Below are 20,889 nucleotides of genomic sequence, written 5' to 3'. Positions count from 1 at the left end.
GTCATCCTATCCTGAACCCTTTCCTGGAGTCCCGTGAAGCACCTCTTCTCCGCGCGACGCAACCTCGGCTTCGAAGGGCGCGAGCGGGTGCTGCTCGCCCGGACGGATGCCCTGGGCGATCTGATGGTGTCCCTGCCCGTCCAGCAGCGGCTTCTGTCGCGGTTTCCCGGGCTCGAAATCCACTGGCTCGTCCGGCCCTATTCGGCGCCCCTGCTCGCGGGGCATCCCGATGTCGCGGGTGTGCACGCAAGAACGGAGGGCCAGGATCTGGAGGCCTTCTTCGCGCAGCTGAAGCCCCAGGCCGTGCTCAACCTGGGGCACCGGGACGTGGAGGTCATCCGGGCCGCCAAGCGGGCCGCGGTACCCGTGCGCGTGGCCCGGGCGCGCAAGCTGCCCCAGATCCTCGGCGCCACGGATCTCCTCTGGAAGGGCCGCTATGGAAGCGGGCGCCACGAAGCCATGAACGTGATGGATTTCCTCGGCCCCTGGGGCCTGGATGGCGGCGCCCCCACCCCGCCGCGACTCTACCTGAGCGAGGCCGAGCGGGCCCAGGGCGAGCGGGACCTGCAGGCTTTCGGCCGTCCGCGCCTGGGCGTCTTCTTCCGCGGCTCCGGGGCCGGCGCCCATCCCAGCCAGGACTGGTGGGCCAAGGCCCTGCCCCTCTTCAGGGAAGCCGGCTGGGCCCCCGTCCTCCTCGGCCCCCCCGAGGCCTCCGAACTCGCCCCCACGGACCTGCGCGGGCTCATGGCGCGCATGGCCGCCTGTGACGCGATCCTCAGCCCCTCCTCCGGCCCCGCCCACATGGCCGCGGCCCTGGACCTGCCGGTGCTCTGCCTGATGGGCCTGCGCCCCAACCACAGCCCGGATCGCTGGGCGCCCTTGGGCACCAAGGTTCAGGTGGTGCAGTACCCCGGCCCCGAGGCGGATCTGTCCGGCGGCATGGACCGGCTCGATCCCGGGATTCTGCTGCCGCACCTGGAAAGGTCGCTGCGCCTACGCGAGGGCGGACGCGCATGAGTGCCGTGATCCCCGCCCACGCAACTTGGGTACGCTTCCCGCGCTTCGTGGGCGACGCCGCCATGCAGCTGCCCATCCTGCGCCTGCTGCGCGAAATCGGCGTCGGCCCGCTCGTCGTGTGGGGCCCCAAGACCACGGTGGGCCTGGTGGAGGGCACCTGGTTCTGCGACGCGGTGCTGCCGGACGACGGCAAGCCCAGTCCCTTCGCCATGGCCCGCATCCTGCGACACCACCAGGCGGCTCGCAGCATCCACTTTCCCAAGTCTCTGCGCCCCGCCCTGGCGGCCTGGCTGGCCCGGGTGCCCGAGCGCATCGGCGTGGATGAAAGCCTGGCGGGCTTCTTCAACACCCACAGCGGCCCCTTCTGGGAGGCCGAAGGCCCCTTCCTCCTCCGCTACCATGCGGTGCTGGCGCGCCGCTGGCCGGATCTGCCACCCATGCCCTTCGCGGATTTCGATCCGGCCGTCCCCATCGACCGGCCCGCGGAACGCTACCTCTGCCTCATGCCCGGCTCCACCTGGCCGTCGAAGGCCTGGCCCGTGGAGCACTTCCGCGCCCTGCTGCTGCGCGCCCGCGCCGAGGGCTTCGCCGTGGCGGTGCTGGGATCACCGGACGAGGCGGCCACCTGCGCGGCCGTGGCCGGGACGGAGGGACTGAACCTCTGCGGCAGGACGAGCCTCAAGGAGGCCGCGGCCTGGATGCGCGGCGCGGCGGCGGTGCTCGGCAACGATTCGGGACTCAGCCACCTGGCAGCGGCCTGTGGCGCGCCAGCCCTGGCCCTCTACGGCGCCACGGATCCCGGCGGGTCCACGCCGTGGGGACCCAAGAGCCGCGGGCTCCGCAAGGAAGGCGTCCCGTGCGCACCCTGCTTCAAGCGGGACTGCTTCACGCCGGGCCACCCCTGCCTTGTGGAGATCCGTCCCGACCAGGTCTGGGCTGAACTGCAGGCCCTGATCTCCGTATAGAATCAACAGGACTTCTCGAGGTTCGCATGTTCCGACGTCTTCTCTTCAGCGCTGCCGCCGTGACCCTGATGGCCCAAGCGCCCGTCATCAGCTTCGACAAGACCCATCACGACTTCGGCCGCATCACGCCGGACCGCAAGGTGGCCCACAAATATAAGGTGAGCAACACGGGCAACGCCTACCTGAGCATCACCCAGGTGCGCCCCAGCTGCGGATGCACGTACACCATGCTCGGGAAGTGGTCCCTGGCGCCGGGGGAAAGCACCGAGATCGAGGCCCAGTTCGATCCCAAGGGCCAGAAGGGCAGCGTGCGCAAATCCATCGAGGTGGTCTGCAACGACCCGAAGACGCCCAACATCAGCCTCACCCTCGAAGCCGAGGTGGTGCAGGAGATCATGCCCTCGGTGGAATCCGTCTACTTCCACCAGGCTCCCAAGTCCGCGGCCAGCCGCAGCCAGGTCCGCTACGCCAGCGGCAACGGTGAAACGGTCCAGATCCTGGATGTGAAGGCCCCCGGGGCGCCCTTCCTCAGCTTCGGGTTCAAGCCCGAGGGCAAGGACGTGGTGCTGGAAGTGACCTTCGACGGCCGCAAGGTGCCCGCGGGCCAGTTCCGCGGCGTCGAGCAGGCCATGGTGAAGTTCAGCAATGCGCACACCACCGTGATGCCCCTGAACATCCAGTGGGACCTCAAGCCCGCCATCCAGTCCAGCCCCGCGGAACTGGTGTTCCAGGACGCGGCCGGCAAGGAGCTGCGCCAGAAGCTGACGCTCAAGCAGGCCGAGGGCAAGGCCTTCCGCATCACCGGCAGCCACCCCTCCCTGCAGGGCATGCGGGTGGAGGGCATCAGCCAGAAAGGCGGCACCACGGAACTGACCGTGGTCCTTCCCGCCACCGTGAAGGCCGGACGCTACAGCGAAGTGCTCGCCCTTACGACGGACGATCCGGACCAGCCCGAGTTGACGGTTCGCGTGGTGGCCCTGCTGAAATAGCGGCGATCACCCCTTTCCACCAAGTTCCCCTCGGAGCCCGTCCTCCCCGGCGATAGCCTGGAAGGATGCCGGAAGCCCGCAGGTCCCACCTCTTCGCCGTGTTCGCCCTGGCCGCCATCGCGGTCGTCTGGGCGGGGGGGTTCCCCGCCGCCAAGTACGCCCTTCAGGCCGGGCTCTCGGTGGGCGCCCTGCTGAGCCTCCGTTTCGCCATCGGGACGGCGGGCCTCGGCGCCCTGCTGCTGATCCTGAAGGTGCCCATCCGGCGGAGGGACGCGCTGGACGGCCTTTGGCTGGGCCTGGTGCTCGCCACCCTGTTCTGGCTGCAGACCGACGGCCTGCGCTTCACCACCACGTCGAAATCGGGCTTCATCACGGGGCTCTACGTGATCTTCACGCCCATGGTGGCCCTGCTGGTGGGTGACCGGCTGCGCCCCTCGCACGGCCTGGGCGCCCTCGTGGCCCTCACGGGCCTGGCCCTGCTGGTGCGCGAACCGGGCGCGGCCTGGGGCGGATGGAACCGGGGAGATTCCGAAACCTTTCTCGCGGCCATCCTCTGCGGCTTCCACATTGTGATGACCTCGCACTTCTCGCGCCGGTCCTCCGGGTGGGTGCTGGCCTTCATGCAGGTGGCCGTGACGGCCGTCATTTCGCTGGCCATCACCCTCGCCCTGCCCGCCCCCTACGGCTTCCAGGCCGCCGGACCGGCCCTGGCCAGGGGTGGCACCTGGGTGTCACTCGCCTTCATGGGTCTGCTGGCGACCACCCTGGCCTTCTACGTCCAGAGCACCTTTCAGGCCCGCCTGGGCGCCACGGAAAGCGCCATCATCTTTTCCTCGGAACCCGTGTGGACCGCCGCCCTGGCCGTCAGCGGCTGGATCCCGGGCATCCGCGAACACCTCAGCCCCATCCAACTGGCGGGAGGCGGCCTCATCCTCGCGGCCACGCTCGTCGCCGAGCTCGGGCCGAGGTTGTTGCGCCGCCTGAGTCCCGTGGAAACGGAAGACGTCATCGGGTAGCCGTTCCAGATGGCCATCCGAGCGCGAATTCAATGGTTTCAAGACAAGAACTGGAACCGCGAAGGACGCGAATCGCCCTTCGGGCGCGCGAATGAAATGCTGACGGATAAGCCGCAGTCCTGCTTCATTCGCGCCCATTCGCGGTTCCTGCTTTTTCCCGCAGGACCCGGCTAGGAGCCAGGTAACGGTATTCTGGGGGCGGCAGAGGAGTCGGGCATGTTCATCGTCACGGGTGGCGCGGGGTTCGTGGGCAGCAACCTGGTGCGGGAGCTGAACCGCCGCGGCCACACGGACATCCTCATCGTGGACAATCTGGCGCGGGCCGAAAAGGCGCGCAATTTGGCGGACCTGACCCTGTCCGACTACATGGACAAGCGCGAGTTCCGCGCGCGGCTCGACGCGGGCACGCTGGATCTGCGGCCCGAGGCCGTGTTCCACAACGGCGCCTGCTCCGACACGATGGAATCCGACGGGCGCTACATGATGGAGAACAACTACGGGGATTCGAAGGCCCTGCTCCACTGGTGCCTGGCCCGCAAGGCGCCCCTGGTCTACGCCAGCAGCGCCGCCACCTACGGCGCCAGCCCCTCCTTCGAGCCCGTGCCCGCCAACGAGGGCCCGCTCAACGTCTACGGCTACTCGAAGCTGGCCTTCGACCAGCACGTGCGCAGCCTCTTCCCCGCCATCCAGAGCCCCGTCGTGGGCCTGCGCTACTTCAACGTCTTCGGCCCGCGCGAGCAGCACAAGGGCCGCATGATGTCCGTGCTGCACCAGCTGCTGCGCCAGTTGAAGGAGAGCGGCGCCTGCCGGCTCTTCCGCGGCACGGACGGCTTCGGCGATGGCGAACAGCAGCGCGACTTCATCTACGTGGGCGACATCGTATCCATCAACCTGCACTTCGGCAGTTCGAACATGGCGAAGGGCATCGTGAACGCCGGCACGGGCCTCGCCCGCAGCTTCAACGACATCGCGAAGACGCTCATCGCGCACCTCGGTCAGGGCCGCATCGACTACATCCCCTTCCCCGACGAATTGATCGGCAAGTACCAGAGCTTCACCCAGGCGGACGTGCGCACCCTGCGGGCGGCGGGCTACACGGCCCCCTTCACCGAGCTGGAAGCGGGGATCGCGGCGACCCTGGCGGAGATTCATTAGATCCGGGGCGTCAGAGCTTCACCACGGAGGCACGGAGAGCACGGAGCTATCACGGAGGAGGGCACCGGGAAGACACGACGTCTCCGTGCAATCCTTCTGTCTTTCTCCGTGTCTCCGTGGTGGATCCGTTCCCGAAACTCAGGCCTGCCGGTCCAGGATCACGAGGGTCACGTCATCCACGAAAGGCGCGGGCTGGTTGTAGGCCCGGGCCTGGGCGATGACGGAATCCGCGGCCTCCTCAGCGCCCACGGGCAGTTCCGCGCAGATGCGGCGCAGGCCGGCCTCTTCCAGCATGCTGCGGTCCTCGCGTTCCACTTCGACCAGGCCGTCGGTGTAGAGCACCAGGCGATCCTCGGGCAGGAATTCCGCGTCGTGCTCCATGAAGGGCAGCTGCTCATCAAGGCCCAGCATGAAACCCTTGCCGCGCAGCACCTCGGAGCGCTGCAGGCCGCCGCGCGCGCCGCCCACGATGCGCAGGGGGGCACAGTGGCCCGCCACCACGTAGCGGAGGCGGTTGGCCACCGGATCCAGGCGCCCCAGCCAGGCCGTGGCGAACTGTTCGGCCAGCGTGGAGCGGCAGAGGTCCTCGTTCATGCCATGGGCCCAGGCCAGCGGCTCGCCGCCGAGGCGCACCTGGTTCTCGAAGGAGGTCTTCACCATGGCCGAGATGAGTGCCGCCGTGACGCCGTGGCCGCTCACGTCGGCGATCATCATGGCCGTGCAGCCGTCTGGCAGCGGCAGGATCGCGTAGATGTCGCCGCCGATGCCTTCGGCCGGCAGGTAGCGGTGCGTGTAGCGGGATCCCGGCGCCTCGCCCGGAAGCTTAGGCAGCAGGCCCATCTGCAGGGCCGCCGCCAGGGCCATCTCCTCCTGCACGCGCTGCTGGAAGGTCGTCAGCTCCTTGTTCTGGCGCTTGATCTCCTTCTGCATCTCGATGAGACGGAAGGTCGAATCCACCTTGGCCAGCACTTCCTGTGCGTGGAAGGGCTTGGGGATCATGTCGTCGGCGCCCAGGGACAGGCCGCCGATGCGCGAGGCGGTGCCATCCAGCGCCGACAGGATGATGAAGTAGATGTCGCGGGTGCCGGGATCGCTCTTGACGCGCTTGCACAGCTCGTCCCCCGGCATCTCGGGCATGCGCAGATCCGAGATGATGAGGTCGGGACGGGAGCGGCCCATCTCGGCAAGGGCCTCGACGCCGTTGCCAGCGGTCAGGACCTGGTAGCCCGCCCGCTTGAGGTAGAAGCTGAGGATGTCCCTGATGGGTGCTTCATCATCCACCACCAGGACCGCGCCCTTGGCCATGCTGCCTGAGGCTAGATCAGGCGCCGCGAAGAGCGTCCTGCTCCGTGGCGAAAATCGAGAAATAGTTGGTGAGGTTGGTCTGATCAAAGGTCTTCTTTACCGGCGCGGGCAGGCAGGCGAGGTGCAGCTTGCCCCCGGACTTGTCCACGCTGTTGCGGGCGGCGACGAGGAGTCCGAGACCGGAGGAATCAATGAAGCTGACGCCCTCCAGGTTGATCACGAGGAGCTTCGGCTGCGCCGTGGCCACCGTTTCGCGGATGACGTCCCGCAACTGGGCGGTCACTTCGAAATTGACCTTGCCTTGGATGGACACCACCGACGCGGTGCCTTCTTGGCGGGTCTGGATGTTCAGCATGGTTCCTCCTGAAGGATGCCCTGTAGCACTCTCCGCCGGGCGGCGTCCCGCTGGCGTTGTTTGTATTCGGTATGGGATGCCGGACCAGATCGTGAGCTTTGAAACCCCGATTGTTCCATCACTTGGACTTCATGTGCGAAGAAGAAAGTAAACTCCTCCTGATCCTGGATCAACTCGGGAATCCGGACAAGGTCTGATAGCTCGGTGTCCCCCATGGTCTGCAGCCGCTCCTGGAGGGTCTCCAGCGCCTTGGTCGCGGGGCTGGGCAGGCGCACGAGGGTGCGGGCCGTGAACTGGATGGCGGAGTAATCCTTGCTGGAAAAGGGGTTCTGCTCCTTGGTCGGGGACTTGAGGGTAAGGGTATGGCTCAGGGCCTTCCGCTCCTCGGGGCCCAGATCCTGGATCCGGAAGAAGGGAGGCGCCGATTCGCTCCAGGTGGCCAAGGCCTCCATGTCGATCATGAGGTTCCGGCTGCGGCTGGGCTTGATGTGGGTGGGCATCAGCACGTGGTGGTCCAGCAGGAAGCGGATGACCATGAGCACGCCCAGCTGGTCCTCGGCCACGAAGCGGATGCCGATCTGGTCGTAGATGGTCTCCGCCACGTTCTCCGGCTTGTGGAGCATCTTCAGGAGCATGGAGACGCGATCCTTGTTCTCCTTGCGCTCCACGGCCACCAGGGGCACCTCGTAGGAACCGCGGAGGAACCAGTGGCCCTCCTCGCACGCGAGGTACTGGTCGTAGCGCTGGAAGACCTGGCGCTGGATCTCCGGCAGGAAGCGGAGGTTCACGTTGTGGTCCACGTGGAAGAGCGTGTGCATCACGCGCAGGACCGCGCAGGACCAGCGCCCGCGGAGGTTCCGCGGCCGTTCCGAGGCCCAGACCAGCAGATCGAGGGGATCCTGGAGGTCGCGGACTTCGAAGGGCACGTGAAGGTTGGTTCCTTCCAGGACGACCCCTTCCAGGAAGTCCACCGCGTCCTCGTAGACCCGCATCACAGCGGCCTTCTGAACCGGGATGCCCATGTCGTAGCCGTAGTTGAGGGCGAAATTCCAGGCTTCGGCCGGCGAGTGGATCCGGAGGGAATCCAGGTCGATGGGCGAGCCCCCTCCCAAGATCACCTGGGTGACTTCGGGTGGCATGGGGAACAACGAGTGGGGGGTCATGGTGTCAGACATGTACATCGGCCGGCCCGGGGAAAGATAAAAAAACGGGGCGTCCAGGTCATGGGCGCCCCGTTCCGATCAGGTGAAGCCTACTTGATGGCGAAGGCGGCGACGAGCACGTAGATCACGAGGGCCTCGATGAGGGCCAGACCGATGATCATGGTCGTGCGGATGTTGCCGGCAGCCTGAGGATTGCGGGCGACGCCTTCGCAGGCGGCGACCACGGCCTTGCCCTGGGCCAGACCGCAGCCGGCGGCCGCGATGGCGAGGGAGAGGTGAGCCACGAACTGGCCTTCGAAGAGGCTCTTCTGGGCGGCCACGGGGGCGCCCTGGGCGAACGCGAAGGCAGCCAGGGTGAAGAGGAAGGCGGTGGTGAGGAACTTCTTCATGGGAGTGCTCCTAAAGGTTGTCCAAGGGGTTCGGAATCCCGGGGACGGGTGAATGCTTTTTCTCACGGAAATCGCGCAGCGATTTCCGTGGGATCAATGATCGTGGGAGACGGCGCCGCTGAGGTAGATCGTGGCCAGCATCGTGAACACGAAGGTCTGGATCAGGCCGAAGAAGAGGCCCAGGAACATCATGGGCACCGGCAGCAGGATCGGCATCAGGCCGAAGAAGATGCCCGCCACCACGTGCTCGCCGGCGATGTTGCCGAAGAGACGGAGCGAATGGCTGAGGATGCGGCTGAGCAGGCCCAGGATCTCCAGGGGGAACATGAGGGGCGCCAGCCACCAGATGGGCCCGGCGAAGTGCAGCCAGTACTTGCCCACACCCTGTTCCTTCATGCCGTGCCAGTTGTAGTAGCCGAACACCACCAGGGCCGCGCCCAGGGTGACGTTCCAGTTGCTGGTGCCAGGGCTGAGGGCCGGCAGCAGGCCGAAGAGGTTGTTGAAGAAGACGAACAGGGCCATGGTCCCGATGAAGGGCAGGTACTTCTCACCGTGGTGGGCGATGTTGTCGTTGATCATGTCCTTCAGGCCGCCGACCACGCCCTCGAAGATCTGCTGCAGGGGGCCGGGGATGCGGGTCAGGTTCTTGCGCACGAGGGTGGTGATGACCATGGTCAACAGGGCCGCCAGGGCCGCGTTGAGCAGGTGGTCATAGCGCTCGATCACGGACAGGGCCGCCCCGTGGGCAAAGCCCGGCCAGGGGTGCTGGGACAGGTGCAGCACGTGGGTGAGCCACTGGGCGAGCAACGATGCGTGGTGTTCCATCTCGGTCGAACCTCAATCGGGCGGTGGGGCTTCGGGTCTCTGGAAGGCCAGACGTAGCGCCTCCAGAAGGATGCCGGCCACGAAGAGGAGCACTCCAAGGGCCAGCGGCAGGGCTTCCGCCGGGTATCTACCCATCATCCCACGCAGCACGAGGGCGATCAACGCCAGTTTTCCCAAGGACAGGAAGCCGTAGAGCCACCTCCGGCGCACCGAAGGGGCGAGCATCCTGGAGGTCAGCACCCGGTGCAGGGTCCAGAAGGCCAGGCTGGCCAGGGCGCCCACCCCGAAGCACAGGGCCGCCGTCCAGGACCGCAGGAAGCCCCAGAGGGGGATCCCCAGGAGGCCCAGCAGCACCATGGCCCGGGTCACCCGGCGGAGGTGATCCTCGCCTTCGCCCTCACTCATGGGGCCCCTTCCCATCCTTGAGCTTCTCAAGCTCGGCCGCATCCCGCTTGGCCATACGCCGGTTCACCTTGTAGAGCTCCCAGAAGGCCGCGGCGATGCCCCAGACCAGGCCCACCCACTGGCCGACGGAGGGGTGCCCGAACCAGCCCCCGATCCAGCGGCCCAAGAAGAAGCCCAGGACGATGCAGAGGGGGAAGCTGAAGCCCAGGGACATCAGGTCCCCCCAGAGGGCCCGTTCCCCCGGATCGGCCCCTTCGGTCTTCTTGAAGATCACGTCCACCCCTAAAGGAAAGGCGCGGGTCACCCCGCGCCTTTCAGTGTAAGCCTGCGGCTCAAACCCAGAATATGCGGCCGGCCCAGTCCAGCAGCCAGGGGCCGAAGGCCGTACCCACCAGCACCAGGGCCGAAGCCACGCTGATGATGAAAACCGAGGCGGCGCCCATGGGCACGGCCTCGCCTTCGGGCTCGCGGAAGTACATCTGGCTCACCACGCCCAGGTAGTAGTAGGCGCTCACGGCACTGGTCAGCAGCGCGAGGACGGTGAGGGTGACGTAGCCCTGCTCGATGGCCAGCTTGAAGAGGTAGAACTTCCCGAAGAAGCCCACCAGGGGGGGGATGCCCGCCAGACTGAGGAGGAAGACCATCATGGCGAAGGCCAGGACGGGACGCTTCTTCCCGAGGCCCCTGAAGTCCTCGATGCGCTCACCCTCACCCTTGCCCTGGAGGTAGATCACCACGGCGAAGGCACCCGTGTTCATCACGATGTAGATGAGCATGTAGAGCCACACCGCCTGGGCGCCGGCCTTGGGATCGCCCGAGAGGATGCCCAGCAGCATGTAGCCCACGTGGGCGATGCTGGAATAGGCCAGCAGACGCTTCATGCTCACCTGCTTCACGGCCGCCACGTTGCCCAGGATCATGCTGGCGCCAGCGATGTAGCAGAGGGGCTGCACCCAGTCGCTGGACACGCCGTGGAAGCCCGTACCGAAGACGCGCAGAAAGGCCGCCAGGGCCGCGGCCTTGGGGGCGGTGGCCATGAAGGCGGTGATGGGCGTCGGCGCGCCTTCATAGGCGTCGGGTGCCCACATGTGGAAGGGCACCGCGGCCACCTTGAAGCCCATGCCCACCAGCACCATCAGGACCCCGGCGTAGACCAGCAGGTTGCTGGTGCCGGGCGTGAGGGCCAGGGCCTGGTTCAGGTCCGCCAGGTTGGTGGTGACACCGCCCGCGGCACCGTAGAGCAGGCTGATGCCGTAGACGAGGATGGCGCTGGAGAAGGCGCCCAGCAGGAAGTACTTCAGGCCGGCTTCCACGCTGGTGGCGCGGTCCCGGAGGTAGGCCACCAGGACATAGATGCAGATGGCCATGAGTTCGATGCTGAAGTAGACCGAGATCAGATCCGAGGCGCCGCAGAGGAAGAGCATGCCCGACAGCGAGAAGAGGATCAGGGCGTAGTACTCGACGGTCTGCTGCTTGAGGCTATCGAGCAGCTTCACGCTCAGGGCCACGGCACCGGCCGAACCAAGCACGCAGAGCAGCTCGAAGCCGCGGGTGAGGCCGTCCATGCGGAACATGCGGGAGAAGCCCTCGCCGTCCGGCGTCTTCATGACGAGCACCGCGGTGGCCGCCAGGATCAGCAGCGTGATGGGTGCCCACTTGTGTTTCTCGTTCCGGTTGAAGAAGAGGTCGCCGGGCCAGAGCATGAGCGTGGCCACGGTCATCAGGAAGAGTTGGGGGGTGATCAGGCGCGAGTCCCGAAGGAGCGCGTCCAGAAGCCCCTGCGCGAAACCGCTCATCAGTGGCCTCCGCCGTGGCCAGGAGCCTCGTGGGTGGGCGCCTCATGGGCGGGGGCTTCGGAGGCCTCGTGTCCTTCAACGCCTTCGTGGCCTGCCGGCGCGGCTTCGTGATGGGCGGGAGCGGCCATGCCGCGCATGCCGAGCTTGGCGGCGGCGGCCTGCTTGGCGGCCAGCGCCTCGGCCTCATAGAAGCCGGGGTTGACCTGGTTGACGAGCTTGCGGACCGGGGCGTCCATCACGTCCATGAGGGGCTTGGGATAGAGGCCGATCCAGAAGGCGGCCAGCACCAGCGGGGCGAAGTAGAGGACTTCGCGCAGGCTGAGGTCTTCCATCTTCTCGTTCACGGCGGTGATGGGTCCGAACATGACGCGCTGGAACATCCAGAGCATGTAGGCGGCGCCGAGGATGATGCCGAGCGTGGCGACCACGGCGGCCCAGGGGAAGGCCTGGAAGGAGCCCATGAGGATGACGCCCTCACCGATGAAGCCGTTGAGGAGGGGCAGGCCGATGCTGCTCATGGTCATGATCATGAAGATCGTGGCGTAGACAGGCATGGACTTCGAAAGGCCGCCAAAATCCGCGATCATGCGGGTGTGCCGGCGCTCGTAGACGATGCCCACCGCGAGGAAGAGGCCGCTGGTGCTGATGCCGTGGTTGATCATCTGGAACATGCCGCCCTTGATGCCGTAGGGGTTCAGGGCGAAGAGGCCCAGCATGCAGAGTCCGAGGTGACTCACGGAGGAGTAGGCCACCAGCTTCTTCATGTCCTTCTGGATCATGGCGACCAGGGCGCCGTAGATGATGCCGATCAGCGAGAGGCCGATGAACCAGGGCATCAGGTCCTTGGTGGCGCCGGGCAGGATGGGCAGCAGGAAGCGCACGAAGCCGTAGGTGCCCATCTTCAGGAGGATGGCGGCCAGGATCACGGAGCCGGCCGTGGGGGCCTGCACGTGGGCGTCCGGCAACCAGGTGTGGAAGGGGAACATGGGCACCTTGATGGCGAAGCCGATGAAGAAGGCGAGGGCCATCAGGTACTGGTAGGTCTTGGTCTGCTGGGCGATCACGGGGGCCATGGCCTGGAAGCTGGCGATGGAGAAGTCATAGCCGCCGGTGGTCTTGTGCTGCAGGAAGTAGATGGCGAGGATCGCCACCAGCATCAGCACGGAACCGGCCAGGGTGTAGAGGAAGAGCTTGATGGCGGCGTAGAGCTTCTGGGGGCCGCCCCAGATGGCGATGAGGAAATACATGGGGACGAGCATGACTTCCCAGAACAGGTAGAAGAGGAACATGTCCTGGGTGATGAAGACGCCGAGCATGGCCGTCTGGAGCACCAGCATCCAGATGTAGTACTCCTTGTGCCGCTCCTCGATGGACTTGAAGGAGCAGGCGATGGCGATGGGCCCGATGAAGGCCGTCAGGAGCCAGAGCAGGAGGCTGATGCCGTCCATGCCGACCGCGAACTTCACGCCGAGGGACGGGATCCAGGTCCAGGCCTGGAACCACTGGACGGCGTCGCTGGCGCGGTCATAGCCGAACCAGAAGGGCAGGCTGATCAGCAGGGCGACGATCATCACCAGGAGCGAGCCGATCTCGAAGACGCGGCGCTGTTCCTTGGGCACAAGGAGCAGAACCAGCGCCCCCAGGAGGGGCAGGAAGGTCGCCACCAGCATCAGTGTCGTGTTTGCGGTGAACATGGGGACTCCAACCAAGGGGCCAGACAGGCTAGACGAGGAATTTCCAGAAGGCGAAGACGAGGAAGCCGATGAACATCACGAAGGCGTAGTGCTGCACCCGGCCGCTCTGCAGGCCGCGGAACACATCACTGGTCTCGTGCACGATGTACTCGACGAGGTCGACCGCGCCGTCCACCAGGTATTCATCGGCCCAGTTGCAGAGGCTGGCCCAGATGATCGTGACGCGGGCGGCGCCGTTCACCATGCCGTCCACCACCCAGGTGTCGAAGCTCCAGAGCTGGGCGGAGAAGCGCTTGATGGGATTGATGAGGGCCCACTCGTAGAACTCGTCCACGTAGTACTTGGCATTCACCCAGCGGAACAGGTTCGGGAAACGCTCGACGAAGGCCTTGGCACGGCTCCAGCTGGGATCCACCTTGTAGATCCACCAGGCCAGCAGCATGGCGCCGGGGGCCCAGACGAGCGTGGCCCAGGCCATCAGGCCGTATTCCATCATGGGCGGCACATGCTCGCCATGATGGGCGGGGGCCACCTGGTAGAGCAGCGGCTCGATCCACTTGCTGAAGAGCTCGGCCGGCACGATGGGGAAGATGCGGTGCAGGCTTTCGGGATAGTTCAGGAAGCCGCCGACCACGGCCAGGCCCGCGAGAATCGCCACAGGCAGCCACATGCGCCAGGTCACTTCGTGAGGGTGATGGCCCGGAACGAAATCGTGATCCTCCGGATCATCCACGTGGTGGTCGTGGTGCTGATCCAGCTCGTGGACGTGGTTCTCGTGCGGGTGGGCGTGGGCGCCGTGCGCCCCGTGATGGTCGTCGTGGCCGTGATGGGCCTCGGACTGCACCGTCAGGCCGTAGGGATCATCCCCTGCCCCGCGGTAGTTGCCGTAGAAGGTCATGGCGATGAGGCGGGTCATGTAGAAGGCGGTGCAGAAGGCGCCCAGCATGCCGAGGATCCAGGCCACCAGGTTGAGCGTGGGCCCGGTGTAGTGGCCGTGCTGGTACCAGCCTTCGAAGACCTTCCACAGGATCTCGTCCTTGGAGAAGAAGCCCGAGAAGGGGAAGATGCCGGCGATGGCGAAGGTCGCCAGGATCATGCTCATGGCCGTGATGGGCATGAGCTTCTTGAGCCCGCCCATGTTGCGCATGTCCTGCTCGTGGTGGCAGGCCGCAATGACGGCGCCGGACCCAAGGAAGAGGCTGGCCTTGAAGAAGGCGTGGGTGAAGACGTGGAACATGCCGGCGCTGAAGGCGCCCGCACCCATGCCCATGAACATGAAGCCCAGCTGGGACACGGTGGAATAGGCCAGCACCTTCTTGATGTCGTACTGGGCCAGGCCCATGGTGGCGGCCACGAAGGCCGTCAGCGAACCGAAGGCCAGCACGACGGCCAGGGCCACCGGTGCGTTCACGTAGATGAAGTTCAGCCGCGTGATCATGTAGAGGCCGCTGGTCACCATGGTGGCCGCGTGGATCAGCGCGCTGACGGGTGTCGGACCCGCCATGGCGTCCGGCAGCCACACGTACAGGGGGATCTGCGCGGACTTGCCCATGGCGCCCACGAAGAGGCAGCAGCCGATGAGGTTGAACCACCAAGTCGCCGTGTGGGTGTAGCCGTAGAGCGTGATGGCGGGCAAGTTCGCGATGTCGCGGACGGAGCCCATCAGGGTGTTGTAGTCGAGGCTGCCGAAGATCTGGAAGATCAGGAAGAAGCCCAGCATGAAGCCGAAGTCGCCGATGCGGTTCGTGACGAAGGCCTTCTTGCCCGCGACGGCCGCGAACTCCTTGTCGAAGTAGAAGCCGATGAGCAGGTAGGAGCAGAGGCCCACGCCTTCCCAGCCCAGGAACATCATCATGATGTTGGCGCCCAGCACCAGATTCAGCATGCTGAACACGAAGAGGTTCAGGTACGCCATGAAGCGGTAGTAGCGGCCGTCGTTGCGCTCTTCGGCCATGTAGCCGGTGCTGAAGAGGTGGATCAGGAAGCCCGCACCCGACACGAGCAGGGCCATGCAGCCGCTGAGCACGTCGAACTTGTAGGCCCATTCGATCTTGTAGGTGCTGAGGCCGCCGAGCACGCGGGCGCCGCCCACGTCGAACCAGGTCCAGAGGCTCTGGTGGATGGAGCGGCCGTCGGCGGGCAGGCCGACGAGCTGGACGAAGTGCCAGAGCGTGAGGGCGAAGGCGAGGCCCACGCTGCCCAGGGCGAAGGTGTCGACGATGGCGGTGTTCCGCAGCTTCCGGCCGCTGAGGCCGTTGATGAGGAAGCCGAAGAAGGGCAGGAAGGGGATCAGCCAGAGGTAGCTGCCGGGCTGCGAGGCGGCGGTCATTGCGTGTTCCATGGTCGTCGTCATCCCTTCAGCAGGTTGATGTCGTCCACCTGGACGGTGTCGCGCTTGCGGTAGAGGGCCACCACCAGCGCGAGCCCCACGGCCACTTCGGCGGCGGCGAAGCCCATCACCAGCAGCGCGAAGGCCTGACCGGAGATGGAGCCGCTGTGGCGGGCGAAGGCGATGAAGTTCAGGTTGGCGGCGTTGAGCATGAGCTCCACGCACATGAGGATCACCAGGGCGTTCCGGCGGATGAGCACGCCGATGATGCCGATGGAGAACAGGAGGAAGGAGATGAGGAGGACCGCGTTCAGGTTGACCATCACACCCGCTCCGTCTTGGCCAGCACGACCGCGCCCACCAGGGCCACCAGGAGGATCACGCTGAGGATCTCGAAGGGCAGAAGGTAGTCCGCGAAGAGGCCGCGGCTGACGGCCTGCGCATTCTGCTGGGCCACGTTCAGCCCGTTGGCCAGTTCGGGGCGCAGCACCAGGGCCTCGGTCGAAGGGGTTCCGAAGATCAGGTTCCGGAAGATGGCCACGAAGGCCGCGGCCCCGAGCAGCACCGCCACGACGGCGTAGCGGGACTGGAGCTGGAAGACCGACTTCTCCTTGAACTTGCTCAGCTCGACGAGCATGACCACGAAGAGGAAGAGCACGACGATGCCGCCGGCGTAGACCAGGATCTGGGCCATGCCGAGGAACTCCGCCTCCAGGCTGAGGAAGCAGCCCGCCACGCAGAGCATGGCGAACAGGAAGCCCAGCACGCTGTGGACGGCGCTCTTGGAGGCGACCATGAACGCGGCGCCGCACAGGGCCATGACGCCGAAGATGGCGAACATGTTCCGGCCGATCGTTTCGAGTAGATGTTCCATGGGACGTCCTTGGGACAGAAGGCTCGGATGCAGAAAAGGGGTCAGTCCTCAGCCACGCTATGGCGGCCCACAGGCGAGGGAATGAACATGTTCTGGCCGGCGCCTTCCATGCCGATCGAGAAGTCCTCGCGGTTGTAGGTGGCCAGTTCGAACTGATGGTTGAGGATGATCGAATCGAAACCGCAGCTTTCGACGCAGAACTCGCAGAAGATGCAGCGCTCCATCTCGAAGTCGTAGCGCACGGGGAAAGGCATCTTGCGCCCTTCCTTCTTGCCCTTCTCGATGGTGATCACTTCGGTGGGGCAGATCTTTTCGCAGGCCAGGCAGCAGACACACTTGATCTCGCCCTGCTCGTCCTTCAGGAGGGTGAGGCGGCCGCGGTACCGGGGCGCCAAGTTCACCTTCACCTCGGGGTATTCCTGGGTGAAGTGCTTGAGCTGGGTGCGGATCTTCTTCCGGTTGGCGGAGAAGAACACCTTGCCGAAGTACTTTCCGGTCAGCGCCATGCCGCCGGCGATGTCAAAGGGGATGAGGGTTCTCAGCATGCTCATGGGTCCTCCCTCAGAACGCGAAGCGGATGATGGCCGCGAGGAAGAGGTTCACGAGGGTCAGCGGGATCAGGTACTTCCAACCCACATCCATGAGCTGGTCATAGCGGTAGCGCGGCAGCGTGGCGCGCACCCACAGGAAGACGAAGAGGATGCAGAGGATCTTCGCGAAGAAGAAGAAGAAGCTGGGGCCGCCGATGATCGGCATCGTGGCCGGGATGAACCGCTGCAGGCCGAAAGGCAGCAGGTAGTGGCCGCCGAGGAAGAAGGCCGTGGCCAGCGAGGAGACGACGATCATGTTGGCGTATTCGGCCAGGTAGAAGAATCCGAACTTCATGCCCGAATACTCGGTGTGGAAGCCCGCCACCAGCTCGGTTTCGGCTTCGGCCAAGTCGAAGGGCACGCGGTTGGTTTCCGCAAATCCGCAGGTCAGGTAGACGAAGAAGCCGATGAAGAGCGGAATGATGGCCAGGGGATTCAAGTCCTTGCCCGTGGACAGGGCCACGGACATGTCCTTGAAGCTCAGGCTGCCGGACAGCAGGACGGGCACCAGCAGGCTCAGGGTCAGGGGCACTTCGTAGCTGACGATCTGGGCGGCGGAGCGGAGGCTGCCGAGCAGGGGGTACTTCGAGTTGGAGGCCCAGGCGCCGAGCACGATGCCGTAGACGCCCACGGAAGCGAGGCCCAGGATGAACAGCAGGCCCACGTTCACGTCGGTGATGAAGCCCTGGAAGGGCAGCCCGCCGATGACCGGCCAGCTCTTGGGCATGTAGAACATGACACCGGGATAGTAGGCGACGCAGGCGAACACGCCGAAGGCGGCCATCACGGAGATGATGGGGGCCAGCGTAAACACGCCGCGGTCGGCCTTGGCCGGGATGATGTCTTCCTTGGTGATGAGCTTCAGCGCGTCGGCGATGAAGATGGGCAGACCGCGCAGGATCGACAGCATGGGCACCTTGCCCATGCCCCACATGATGCGGTTCATGGGGCCCGTGATGCCCACGTGGCCGCCGGCGAGGCGGGTGGCGCCCAGGCGGACCTGGATGTAGCCGATGACCTTGCGCTCGGCGAAGGTCGTGAGCGGCACGATGATGAAGATGACGATCAGGACGGCCAGGATCTGGATCACGCCCATGATCAAGGTTTGAGTGAGGGTCATTGGAATGGCTTGGGTCGGCATCGTCGTCGTCCTCAGCGGTCAATCTCGCCCAGCACCACGTCGAGGGTGCCGATGGCGGCGATCACGTCGGCCAGGAGTCGGCCTTCGATCATCTTGGGCAGGGCCTGCAGGTTCACGAAGCTCGGTGCCCGGACGTGCATGCGATAGGGGTTGAGCCCCCCCTTCTCGCCCACGAAGTAGTAGCCCAGCTCGCCCTTGGGGGCCTCGATGGGATGGTAGACCTCGTTCACCTCGGACTTGAGGATCTTCGGGATCTTGGCCATCACTGGGCCTTCGGGCAGGCCGTCGATGCACTGCTGAATGATGCGGTGGCTCTGGCGCATCTCCGCCAGACGCACGAGGTACCGCGCGTAGGTGTCGGCCTCGGTGCGGGTGGGGATCTCGAAATCCATCTCGGCATAGGCCGCGTTGGGGAAGGCCTTGCGGATGTCGTAGGGCACGCCCGCCGCGCGCAGCACGGGGCCCGTCACGCCCAGGGCGATGCAGTCCTCGGCGTTGAGCTTGGCCACGCCGATGGTGCGCTTCTTCCAGATGCGGTTTTCGGTGAGTAGGGTCTCGTACTCGTCCACGCAGTCCAGGAACAGGTCCTGGAAGGCCTGGGCCTTCTTGATGAAGCCCGGAGGCAGGTCCTCACGCAGGCCGCCGATGCGGAAGGCCGTGGTGGTTAGGCGCGCGCCGCAGAAGGCCTCGAAGAGGTCGAGCAGGTACTCGCGCTCGCGGAAGGCGTAGAGAAAGACCGTCATGGCCCCGATGTCGAGCGCGTGCGTGGCCAGCCACAGCAGGTGGGAGGCGAGGCGGTTCTGCTCGGTGAGCATGGTGCGGATGTACTTGGCGCGGCGCGGCACCTCGATGCCGAACAGCTTCTCCACGCCCTCGGCCCAGCCCAGGTTGTTGCTGATGGAGGCCACATAGTCCATGCGGTCCGTCCACACCTGGCCCTGGAAGTAGGTCTTGTTCTCGCAGATCTTCTCGACGCCGCGATGCAGGTAGCCGATGACCGGCGTGCAATGCGTGACCGTTTCGCCGTCGAGGCGCAGCTTCACCCGCAACACACCATGGGTGGAGGGGTGCTGCGGCCCGAGGTTGATTTCCATTTCCTCGTTCTTGAACACCGTCCGCTCCTAGTCAGCCTTGGGTTGCTTCAGGTTGATGCCCATCTGGCCGGCCTTTTCCATGGCGAGGCGATTGAGCACACCGCCCCGGTCTTCCCGGAAGTCGATGTCACGCTGGCCCCAGCCCACGGTCGGGTATTCCTTCCGCAGCGGGTAGCCCTCCCAGTCCTCGGGGCAGAGGATGCGGGTCATGTCCGGGTGGTTCAGGAACCGGATGCCGAGCATGTCGTAGATCTCGCGCTCCATCCAGTTGGCGCTGGGGTATTCGGAACAGGCGCTCTCGGGGCTGAAGCCTTCGGGGATCAGGATCCGCAGGCGCAGGCGCTTGCAGCGGCTGATGCTCGTGAGGTGGTAGACCACCGAGAAGGCGAAATCCTTGGCGGCCGGATAGTGGGTCGCGGACTGATCGGCCAGCATCTCGTACTTCAGCGAGACGTCATCCCGGCAGACCTTCAGCGCGTCGAGGATGGCTTCCTTCTTCACCTGGCAGACCAGCTCGCCCGCCTGTTCGAAGATCTCCTCCACCTTGTCGCCGAGCAGCTCCTGGAGCTTCAGCAGGTCGGCGTCCTTGGCCTCGACGGGCCAGGGCGTCTTCATGTCGTTGTCATCCTTGCGGGGCACGGCGCGCACGGGGAGCTTGGGCGCGTCCTTGCCTTCGGCCTCGGCCTTGGCCTTGGCCACCTCGAAGTCGGCCAGCTGCTTCTGCCACTTGGCCTCGTCGGCCGCGGCGGCGGCGACCACTTCGGCCTGGTAGGTCTTCAGGCTCGGCAGGGGCACCGTCTTCGGCATCACGATCTGGCGCTGGGGCGAGGCCGCGTAGTCGTAGACATAGGGTCCGCTGGGCACTTCCGGGGTCACCGCGTTCTCTTGCGGCGTGTCTGGAGTGTTCGGTTCAGACATCAGCCGACCTCCTCAAAGATGTCCTTGTAGCGGTCCGCGATGCTGCTCGTCATGATCTTGTCCTGCAGCTTCATGAAGCCGTAGATCAGGCTTTCGGGCCGGGGCGGGCAGCCGGGGATGTAGACGTCCACGGGCACGACCTTGTCCACGCCCTGGATCGTGTGGTACGAGTCGAAGGGCCCGCCCGCGGTGGCGCAGGAGCCCATGGCGATGACCCACTTGGGCTCGGGCATCTGGTCATAGAGCTTCTTGATCACGGGGGCCATCTTGTAGGTGACCGTGCCCGCGACGATCATCAAGTCGCTCTGGCGGGGCGTGGCGCGGAAGATGCCTGCGCCGAAGCGGTCGAAATCGAACTTGCTGGCGCCCGCGGCCATCATCTCGATGGCGCAGCAGGCCAGGCCGAAGGTCATGGGCCACACGCTGGAAGCCCGGGCCCAGTTGATGACCTTCTCCACCTTGGTGGTGATGAGCACGTGCTCAAGGGCGGTGGGCTGGTTTACTCCCATGTCAGGGCTCCCTTGGACCAGATGTAGCCGTAGCCGAACAGCAGAAGAAACAGGAAGATCCCCATTTCGATGAGGCCGAAGACCGCGAGTTCCTTCATCTGGATGGCCCAGGGCATGAGGAACACGGTTTCCACGTCGAACACGAGGAACATCACGGCCACGAGGTAGTAGCGGACGCTGAACTTTTCCCGGGCCTCGGTGGTGGCGGTGATGCCGCACTCGTAGGCCGCATACTTGTTATGACTGGGAAATGTCGGCCTCAGCAGCTTCGACAGGGTCCAGACCAGCGGCGGCAGGACCATCGCGATGAGAACCAGAAGCAGAATTGGCGCATACCCACGCATGGGCCCTCCCGAGTTC

Annotated in this window: 23 protein-coding genes; 5 read left to right on the top strand and 18 right to left on the bottom strand. The window is 65.5% G+C overall.

Annotated features, from left to right (window positions below):
• Positions 1-33: 33 nt before the first annotated feature.
• The 5 genes from QSJ34_RS00375 (at position 34) to rfaD (ending at position 5,142) form a co-directional block, all read left to right on the top strand.
• Positions 34-1,017, top strand: a complete 984-nt coding sequence (locus tag QSJ34_RS00375; protein WP_285568815.1) for a glycosyltransferase family 9 protein — start codon at positions 34-36, stop codon at positions 1,015-1,017.
• The gene (locus QSJ34_RS00370; RefSeq protein ID WP_285568813.1) at positions 1,014-1,982 is read left to right on the top strand and encodes a glycosyltransferase family 9 protein; all 969 of its coding nucleotides are present in this window, start codon (positions 1,014-1,016) and stop codon (positions 1,980-1,982) included. Before QSJ34_RS00375 ends, QSJ34_RS00370 begins: the two co-directional genes overlap by 4 nt.
• Positions 1,983-2,008: 26 nt before the next feature.
• Positions 2,009-2,971, top strand: a complete 963-nt coding sequence (locus QSJ34_RS00365; RefSeq protein WP_285568811.1) for a DUF1573 domain-containing protein — start codon at positions 2,009-2,011, stop codon at positions 2,969-2,971.
• A gap of 65 nt (positions 2,972-3,036) precedes the next feature.
• Complete coding sequence (locus QSJ34_RS00360) at positions 3,037-3,987, top strand: DMT family transporter (RefSeq protein WP_285568809.1); 951 nt, start codon at positions 3,037-3,039, stop codon at positions 3,985-3,987.
• A 216-nt stretch (positions 3,988-4,203) separates the two neighbouring features.
• Positions 4,204-5,142, top strand: coding sequence for an ADP-glyceromanno-heptose 6-epimerase (gene rfaD / locus QSJ34_RS00355; protein ID WP_285568807.1), 939 nt, complete (start codon positions 4,204-4,206; stop codon positions 5,140-5,142).
• A 138-nt stretch (positions 5,143-5,280) separates the two neighbouring features.
• Here rfaD and QSJ34_RS00350 read toward each other — a convergent pair whose 3' ends face one another.
• The 18 genes from QSJ34_RS00350 to QSJ34_RS00265 form a co-directional block, all read right to left on the bottom strand.
• Positions 5,281-6,447 (bottom strand): PP2C family protein-serine/threonine phosphatase, encoded by a 1,167-nt coding sequence (locus QSJ34_RS00350; protein ID WP_285568804.1) that lies wholly within the window; start codon positions 6,445-6,447, stop codon positions 5,281-5,283.
• Positions 6,448-6,463: 16 nt separating this feature from the next.
• Positions 6,464-6,802, bottom strand: coding sequence for an anti-sigma factor antagonist (locus QSJ34_RS00345; RefSeq protein WP_026853016.1), 339 nt, complete (start codon positions 6,800-6,802; stop codon positions 6,464-6,466).
• Entirely contained in the window at positions 6,796-7,977 is a 1,182-nt protein-coding gene (locus tag QSJ34_RS00340; RefSeq protein ID WP_285568802.1) for a TIGR04552 family protein, read from the bottom strand. The genes QSJ34_RS00345 and QSJ34_RS00340 overlap by 7 nt, the downstream gene beginning before the upstream one ends.
• 77 nt (positions 7,978-8,054) lie before the next feature.
• Positions 8,055-8,354, bottom strand: coding sequence for an ATP synthase F0 subunit C (locus QSJ34_RS00335; RefSeq protein ID WP_285568799.1), 300 nt, complete (start codon positions 8,352-8,354; stop codon positions 8,055-8,057).
• Positions 8,355-8,447: 93 nt separating this feature from the next.
• Positions 8,448-9,179, bottom strand: a complete 732-nt coding sequence (atpB, locus tag QSJ34_RS00330; protein ID WP_285568796.1) for a F0F1 ATP synthase subunit A — start codon at positions 9,177-9,179, stop codon at positions 8,448-8,450.
• 12 nt (positions 9,180-9,191) lie between these two features.
• Entirely contained in the window at positions 9,192-9,584 is a 393-nt protein-coding gene (locus QSJ34_RS00325; protein ID WP_285568792.1) for a hypothetical protein, read from the bottom strand.
• The gene (locus QSJ34_RS00320) at positions 9,577-9,858 is read right to left on the bottom strand and encodes an AtpZ/AtpI family protein (protein WP_285568790.1); all 282 of its coding nucleotides are present in this window, start codon (positions 9,856-9,858) and stop codon (positions 9,577-9,579) included. Before QSJ34_RS00320 ends, QSJ34_RS00325 begins: the two co-directional genes overlap by 8 nt.
• Positions 9,859-9,916: 58 nt before the next feature.
• The gene (locus tag QSJ34_RS00315; RefSeq protein ID WP_285568787.1) at positions 9,917-11,380 is read right to left on the bottom strand and encodes an NADH-quinone oxidoreductase subunit N; all 1,464 of its coding nucleotides are present in this window, start codon (positions 11,378-11,380) and stop codon (positions 9,917-9,919) included.
• Positions 11,380-13,074, bottom strand: coding sequence for a complex I subunit 4 family protein (locus tag QSJ34_RS00310; protein ID WP_285568785.1), 1,695 nt, complete (start codon positions 13,072-13,074; stop codon positions 11,380-11,382). Before QSJ34_RS00310 ends, QSJ34_RS00315 begins: the two co-directional genes overlap by 1 nt.
• Positions 13,075-13,102: 28 nt before the next feature.
• Positions 13,103-15,403: an NADH-quinone oxidoreductase subunit L gene (gene nuoL, locus QSJ34_RS00305; RefSeq protein WP_285568782.1), complete on the bottom strand. Its 2,301-nt coding sequence runs from the start codon at positions 15,401-15,403 to the stop codon at positions 13,103-13,105.
• 20 nt (positions 15,404-15,423) lie between these two features.
• The gene (nuoK, locus tag QSJ34_RS00300) at positions 15,424-15,726 is read right to left on the bottom strand and encodes an NADH-quinone oxidoreductase subunit NuoK (protein ID WP_285568780.1); all 303 of its coding nucleotides are present in this window, start codon (positions 15,724-15,726) and stop codon (positions 15,424-15,426) included.
• The gene (locus QSJ34_RS00295; protein ID WP_285568777.1) at positions 15,726-16,277 is read right to left on the bottom strand and encodes an NADH-quinone oxidoreductase subunit J family protein; all 552 of its coding nucleotides are present in this window, start codon (positions 16,275-16,277) and stop codon (positions 15,726-15,728) included. Before QSJ34_RS00295 ends, nuoK begins: the two co-directional genes overlap by 1 nt.
• A gap of 41 nt (positions 16,278-16,318) precedes the next feature.
• Positions 16,319-16,828 carry a NuoI/complex I 23 kDa subunit family protein gene (locus QSJ34_RS00290; protein ID WP_285568774.1) on the bottom strand — a complete coding sequence of 170 codons (510 nt, stop codon included), beginning with the start codon at positions 16,826-16,828 and terminating at the stop codon, positions 16,319-16,321.
• Between the two features lie 10 nt (positions 16,829-16,838).
• The gene (locus QSJ34_RS00285; RefSeq protein WP_285568771.1) at positions 16,839-17,987 is read right to left on the bottom strand and encodes a complex I subunit 1/NuoH family protein; all 1,149 of its coding nucleotides are present in this window, start codon (positions 17,985-17,987) and stop codon (positions 16,839-16,841) included.
• A gap of 32 nt (positions 17,988-18,019) precedes the next feature.
• The gene (locus tag QSJ34_RS00280) at positions 18,020-19,102 is read right to left on the bottom strand and encodes an NADH-quinone oxidoreductase subunit D (RefSeq protein ID WP_476620521.1); all 1,083 of its coding nucleotides are present in this window, start codon (positions 19,100-19,102) and stop codon (positions 18,020-18,022) included.
• A gap of 27 nt (positions 19,103-19,129) precedes the next feature.
• Positions 19,130-20,020 (bottom strand): NADH-quinone oxidoreductase subunit C, encoded by an 891-nt coding sequence (locus tag QSJ34_RS00275; protein WP_285568765.1) that lies wholly within the window; start codon positions 20,018-20,020, stop codon positions 19,130-19,132.
• The gene (locus QSJ34_RS00270; RefSeq protein WP_285568763.1) at positions 20,020-20,529 is read right to left on the bottom strand and encodes an NADH-quinone oxidoreductase subunit B; all 510 of its coding nucleotides are present in this window, start codon (positions 20,527-20,529) and stop codon (positions 20,020-20,022) included. Before QSJ34_RS00270 ends, QSJ34_RS00275 begins: the two co-directional genes overlap by 1 nt.
• A complete protein-coding gene (locus tag QSJ34_RS00265) occupies positions 20,520-20,873 on the bottom strand; it encodes an NADH-quinone oxidoreductase subunit A (RefSeq protein ID WP_285568760.1) in 354 nt (117 codons plus the stop codon). Before QSJ34_RS00265 ends, QSJ34_RS00270 begins: the two co-directional genes overlap by 10 nt.
• Between the last annotated feature and the right edge of the window lie 16 nt (positions 20,874-20,889).

The sequence above is a fragment of the Geothrix limicola genome, from assembly GCF_030268085.1.
GTDB lineage: Bacteria > Acidobacteriota > Holophagae > Holophagales > Holophagaceae > Geothrix > Geothrix limicola.
The sequence above is the reverse complement of the archived record's forward strand: the minus strand, read 5'-3'. Positions and strand labels throughout refer to the sequence as shown.

Coding starts and splice junctions, on each gene's coding strand:
- QSJ34_RS00370 (WP_285568813.1), top strand. CDS start 1,014: ATGAGTGCCGTGATCCCCGCCCACGCAACTTGGGTACGCTTCCCGCGC.
- QSJ34_RS00365 (WP_285568811.1), top strand. CDS start 2,009: ATGTTCCGACGTCTTCTCTTCAGCGCTGCCGCCGTGACCCTGATGGCC.
- QSJ34_RS00360 (WP_285568809.1), top strand. CDS start 3,037: ATGCCGGAAGCCCGCAGGTCCCACCTCTTCGCCGTGTTCGCCCTGGCC.
- rfaD (WP_285568807.1), top strand. CDS start 4,204: ATGTTCATCGTCACGGGTGGCGCGGGGTTCGTGGGCAGCAACCTGGTG.
- QSJ34_RS00350 (WP_285568804.1), bottom strand. CDS start 6,447: ATGGCCAAGGGCGCGGTCCTGGTGGTGGATGATGAAGCACCCATCAGG.
- QSJ34_RS00345 (WP_026853016.1), bottom strand. CDS start 6,802: ATGCTGAACATCCAGACCCGCCAAGAAGGCACCGCGTCGGTGGTGTCC.
- QSJ34_RS00340 (WP_285568802.1), bottom strand. CDS start 7,977: ATGTCTGACACCATGACCCCCCACTCGTTGTTCCCCATGCCACCCGAA.
- QSJ34_RS00335 (WP_285568799.1), bottom strand. CDS start 8,354: ATGAAGAAGTTCCTCACCACCGCCTTCCTCTTCACCCTGGCTGCCTTC.
- atpB (WP_285568796.1), bottom strand. CDS start 9,179: ATGGAACACCACGCATCGTTGCTCGCCCAGTGGCTCACCCACGTGCTG.
- QSJ34_RS00325 (WP_285568792.1), bottom strand. CDS start 9,584: ATGAGTGAGGGCGAAGGCGAGGATCACCTCCGCCGGGTGACCCGGGCC.
- QSJ34_RS00315 (WP_285568787.1), bottom strand. CDS start 11,380: ATGAGCGGTTTCGCGCAGGGGCTTCTGGACGCGCTCCTTCGGGACTCG.
- QSJ34_RS00310 (WP_285568785.1), bottom strand. CDS start 13,074: ATGTTCACCGCAAACACGACACTGATGCTGGTGGCGACCTTCCTGCCC.
- nuoL (WP_285568782.1), bottom strand. CDS start 15,403: ATGACCGCCGCCTCGCAGCCCGGCAGCTACCTCTGGCTGATCCCCTTC.
- nuoK (WP_285568780.1), bottom strand. CDS start 15,726: ATGGTCAACCTGAACGCGGTCCTCCTCATCTCCTTCCTCCTGTTCTCC.
- QSJ34_RS00295 (WP_285568777.1), bottom strand. CDS start 16,277: ATGGAACATCTACTCGAAACGATCGGCCGGAACATGTTCGCCATCTTC.
- QSJ34_RS00290 (WP_285568774.1), bottom strand. CDS start 16,828: ATGAGCATGCTGAGAACCCTCATCCCCTTTGACATCGCCGGCGGCATG.
- QSJ34_RS00285 (WP_285568771.1), bottom strand. CDS start 17,987: ATGACCCTCACTCAAACCTTGATCATGGGCGTGATCCAGATCCTGGCC.
- QSJ34_RS00280 (WP_476620521.1), bottom strand. CDS start 19,102: ATGGAAATCAACCTCGGGCCGCAGCACCCCTCCACCCATGGTGTGTTG.
- QSJ34_RS00275 (WP_285568765.1), bottom strand. CDS start 20,020: ATGTCTGAACCGAACACTCCAGACACGCCGCAAGAGAACGCGGTGACC.
- QSJ34_RS00270 (WP_285568763.1), bottom strand. CDS start 20,529: ATGGGAGTAAACCAGCCCACCGCCCTTGAGCACGTGCTCATCACCACC.
- QSJ34_RS00265 (WP_285568760.1), bottom strand. CDS start 20,873: ATGCGTGGGTATGCGCCAATTCTGCTTCTGGTTCTCATCGCGATGGTC.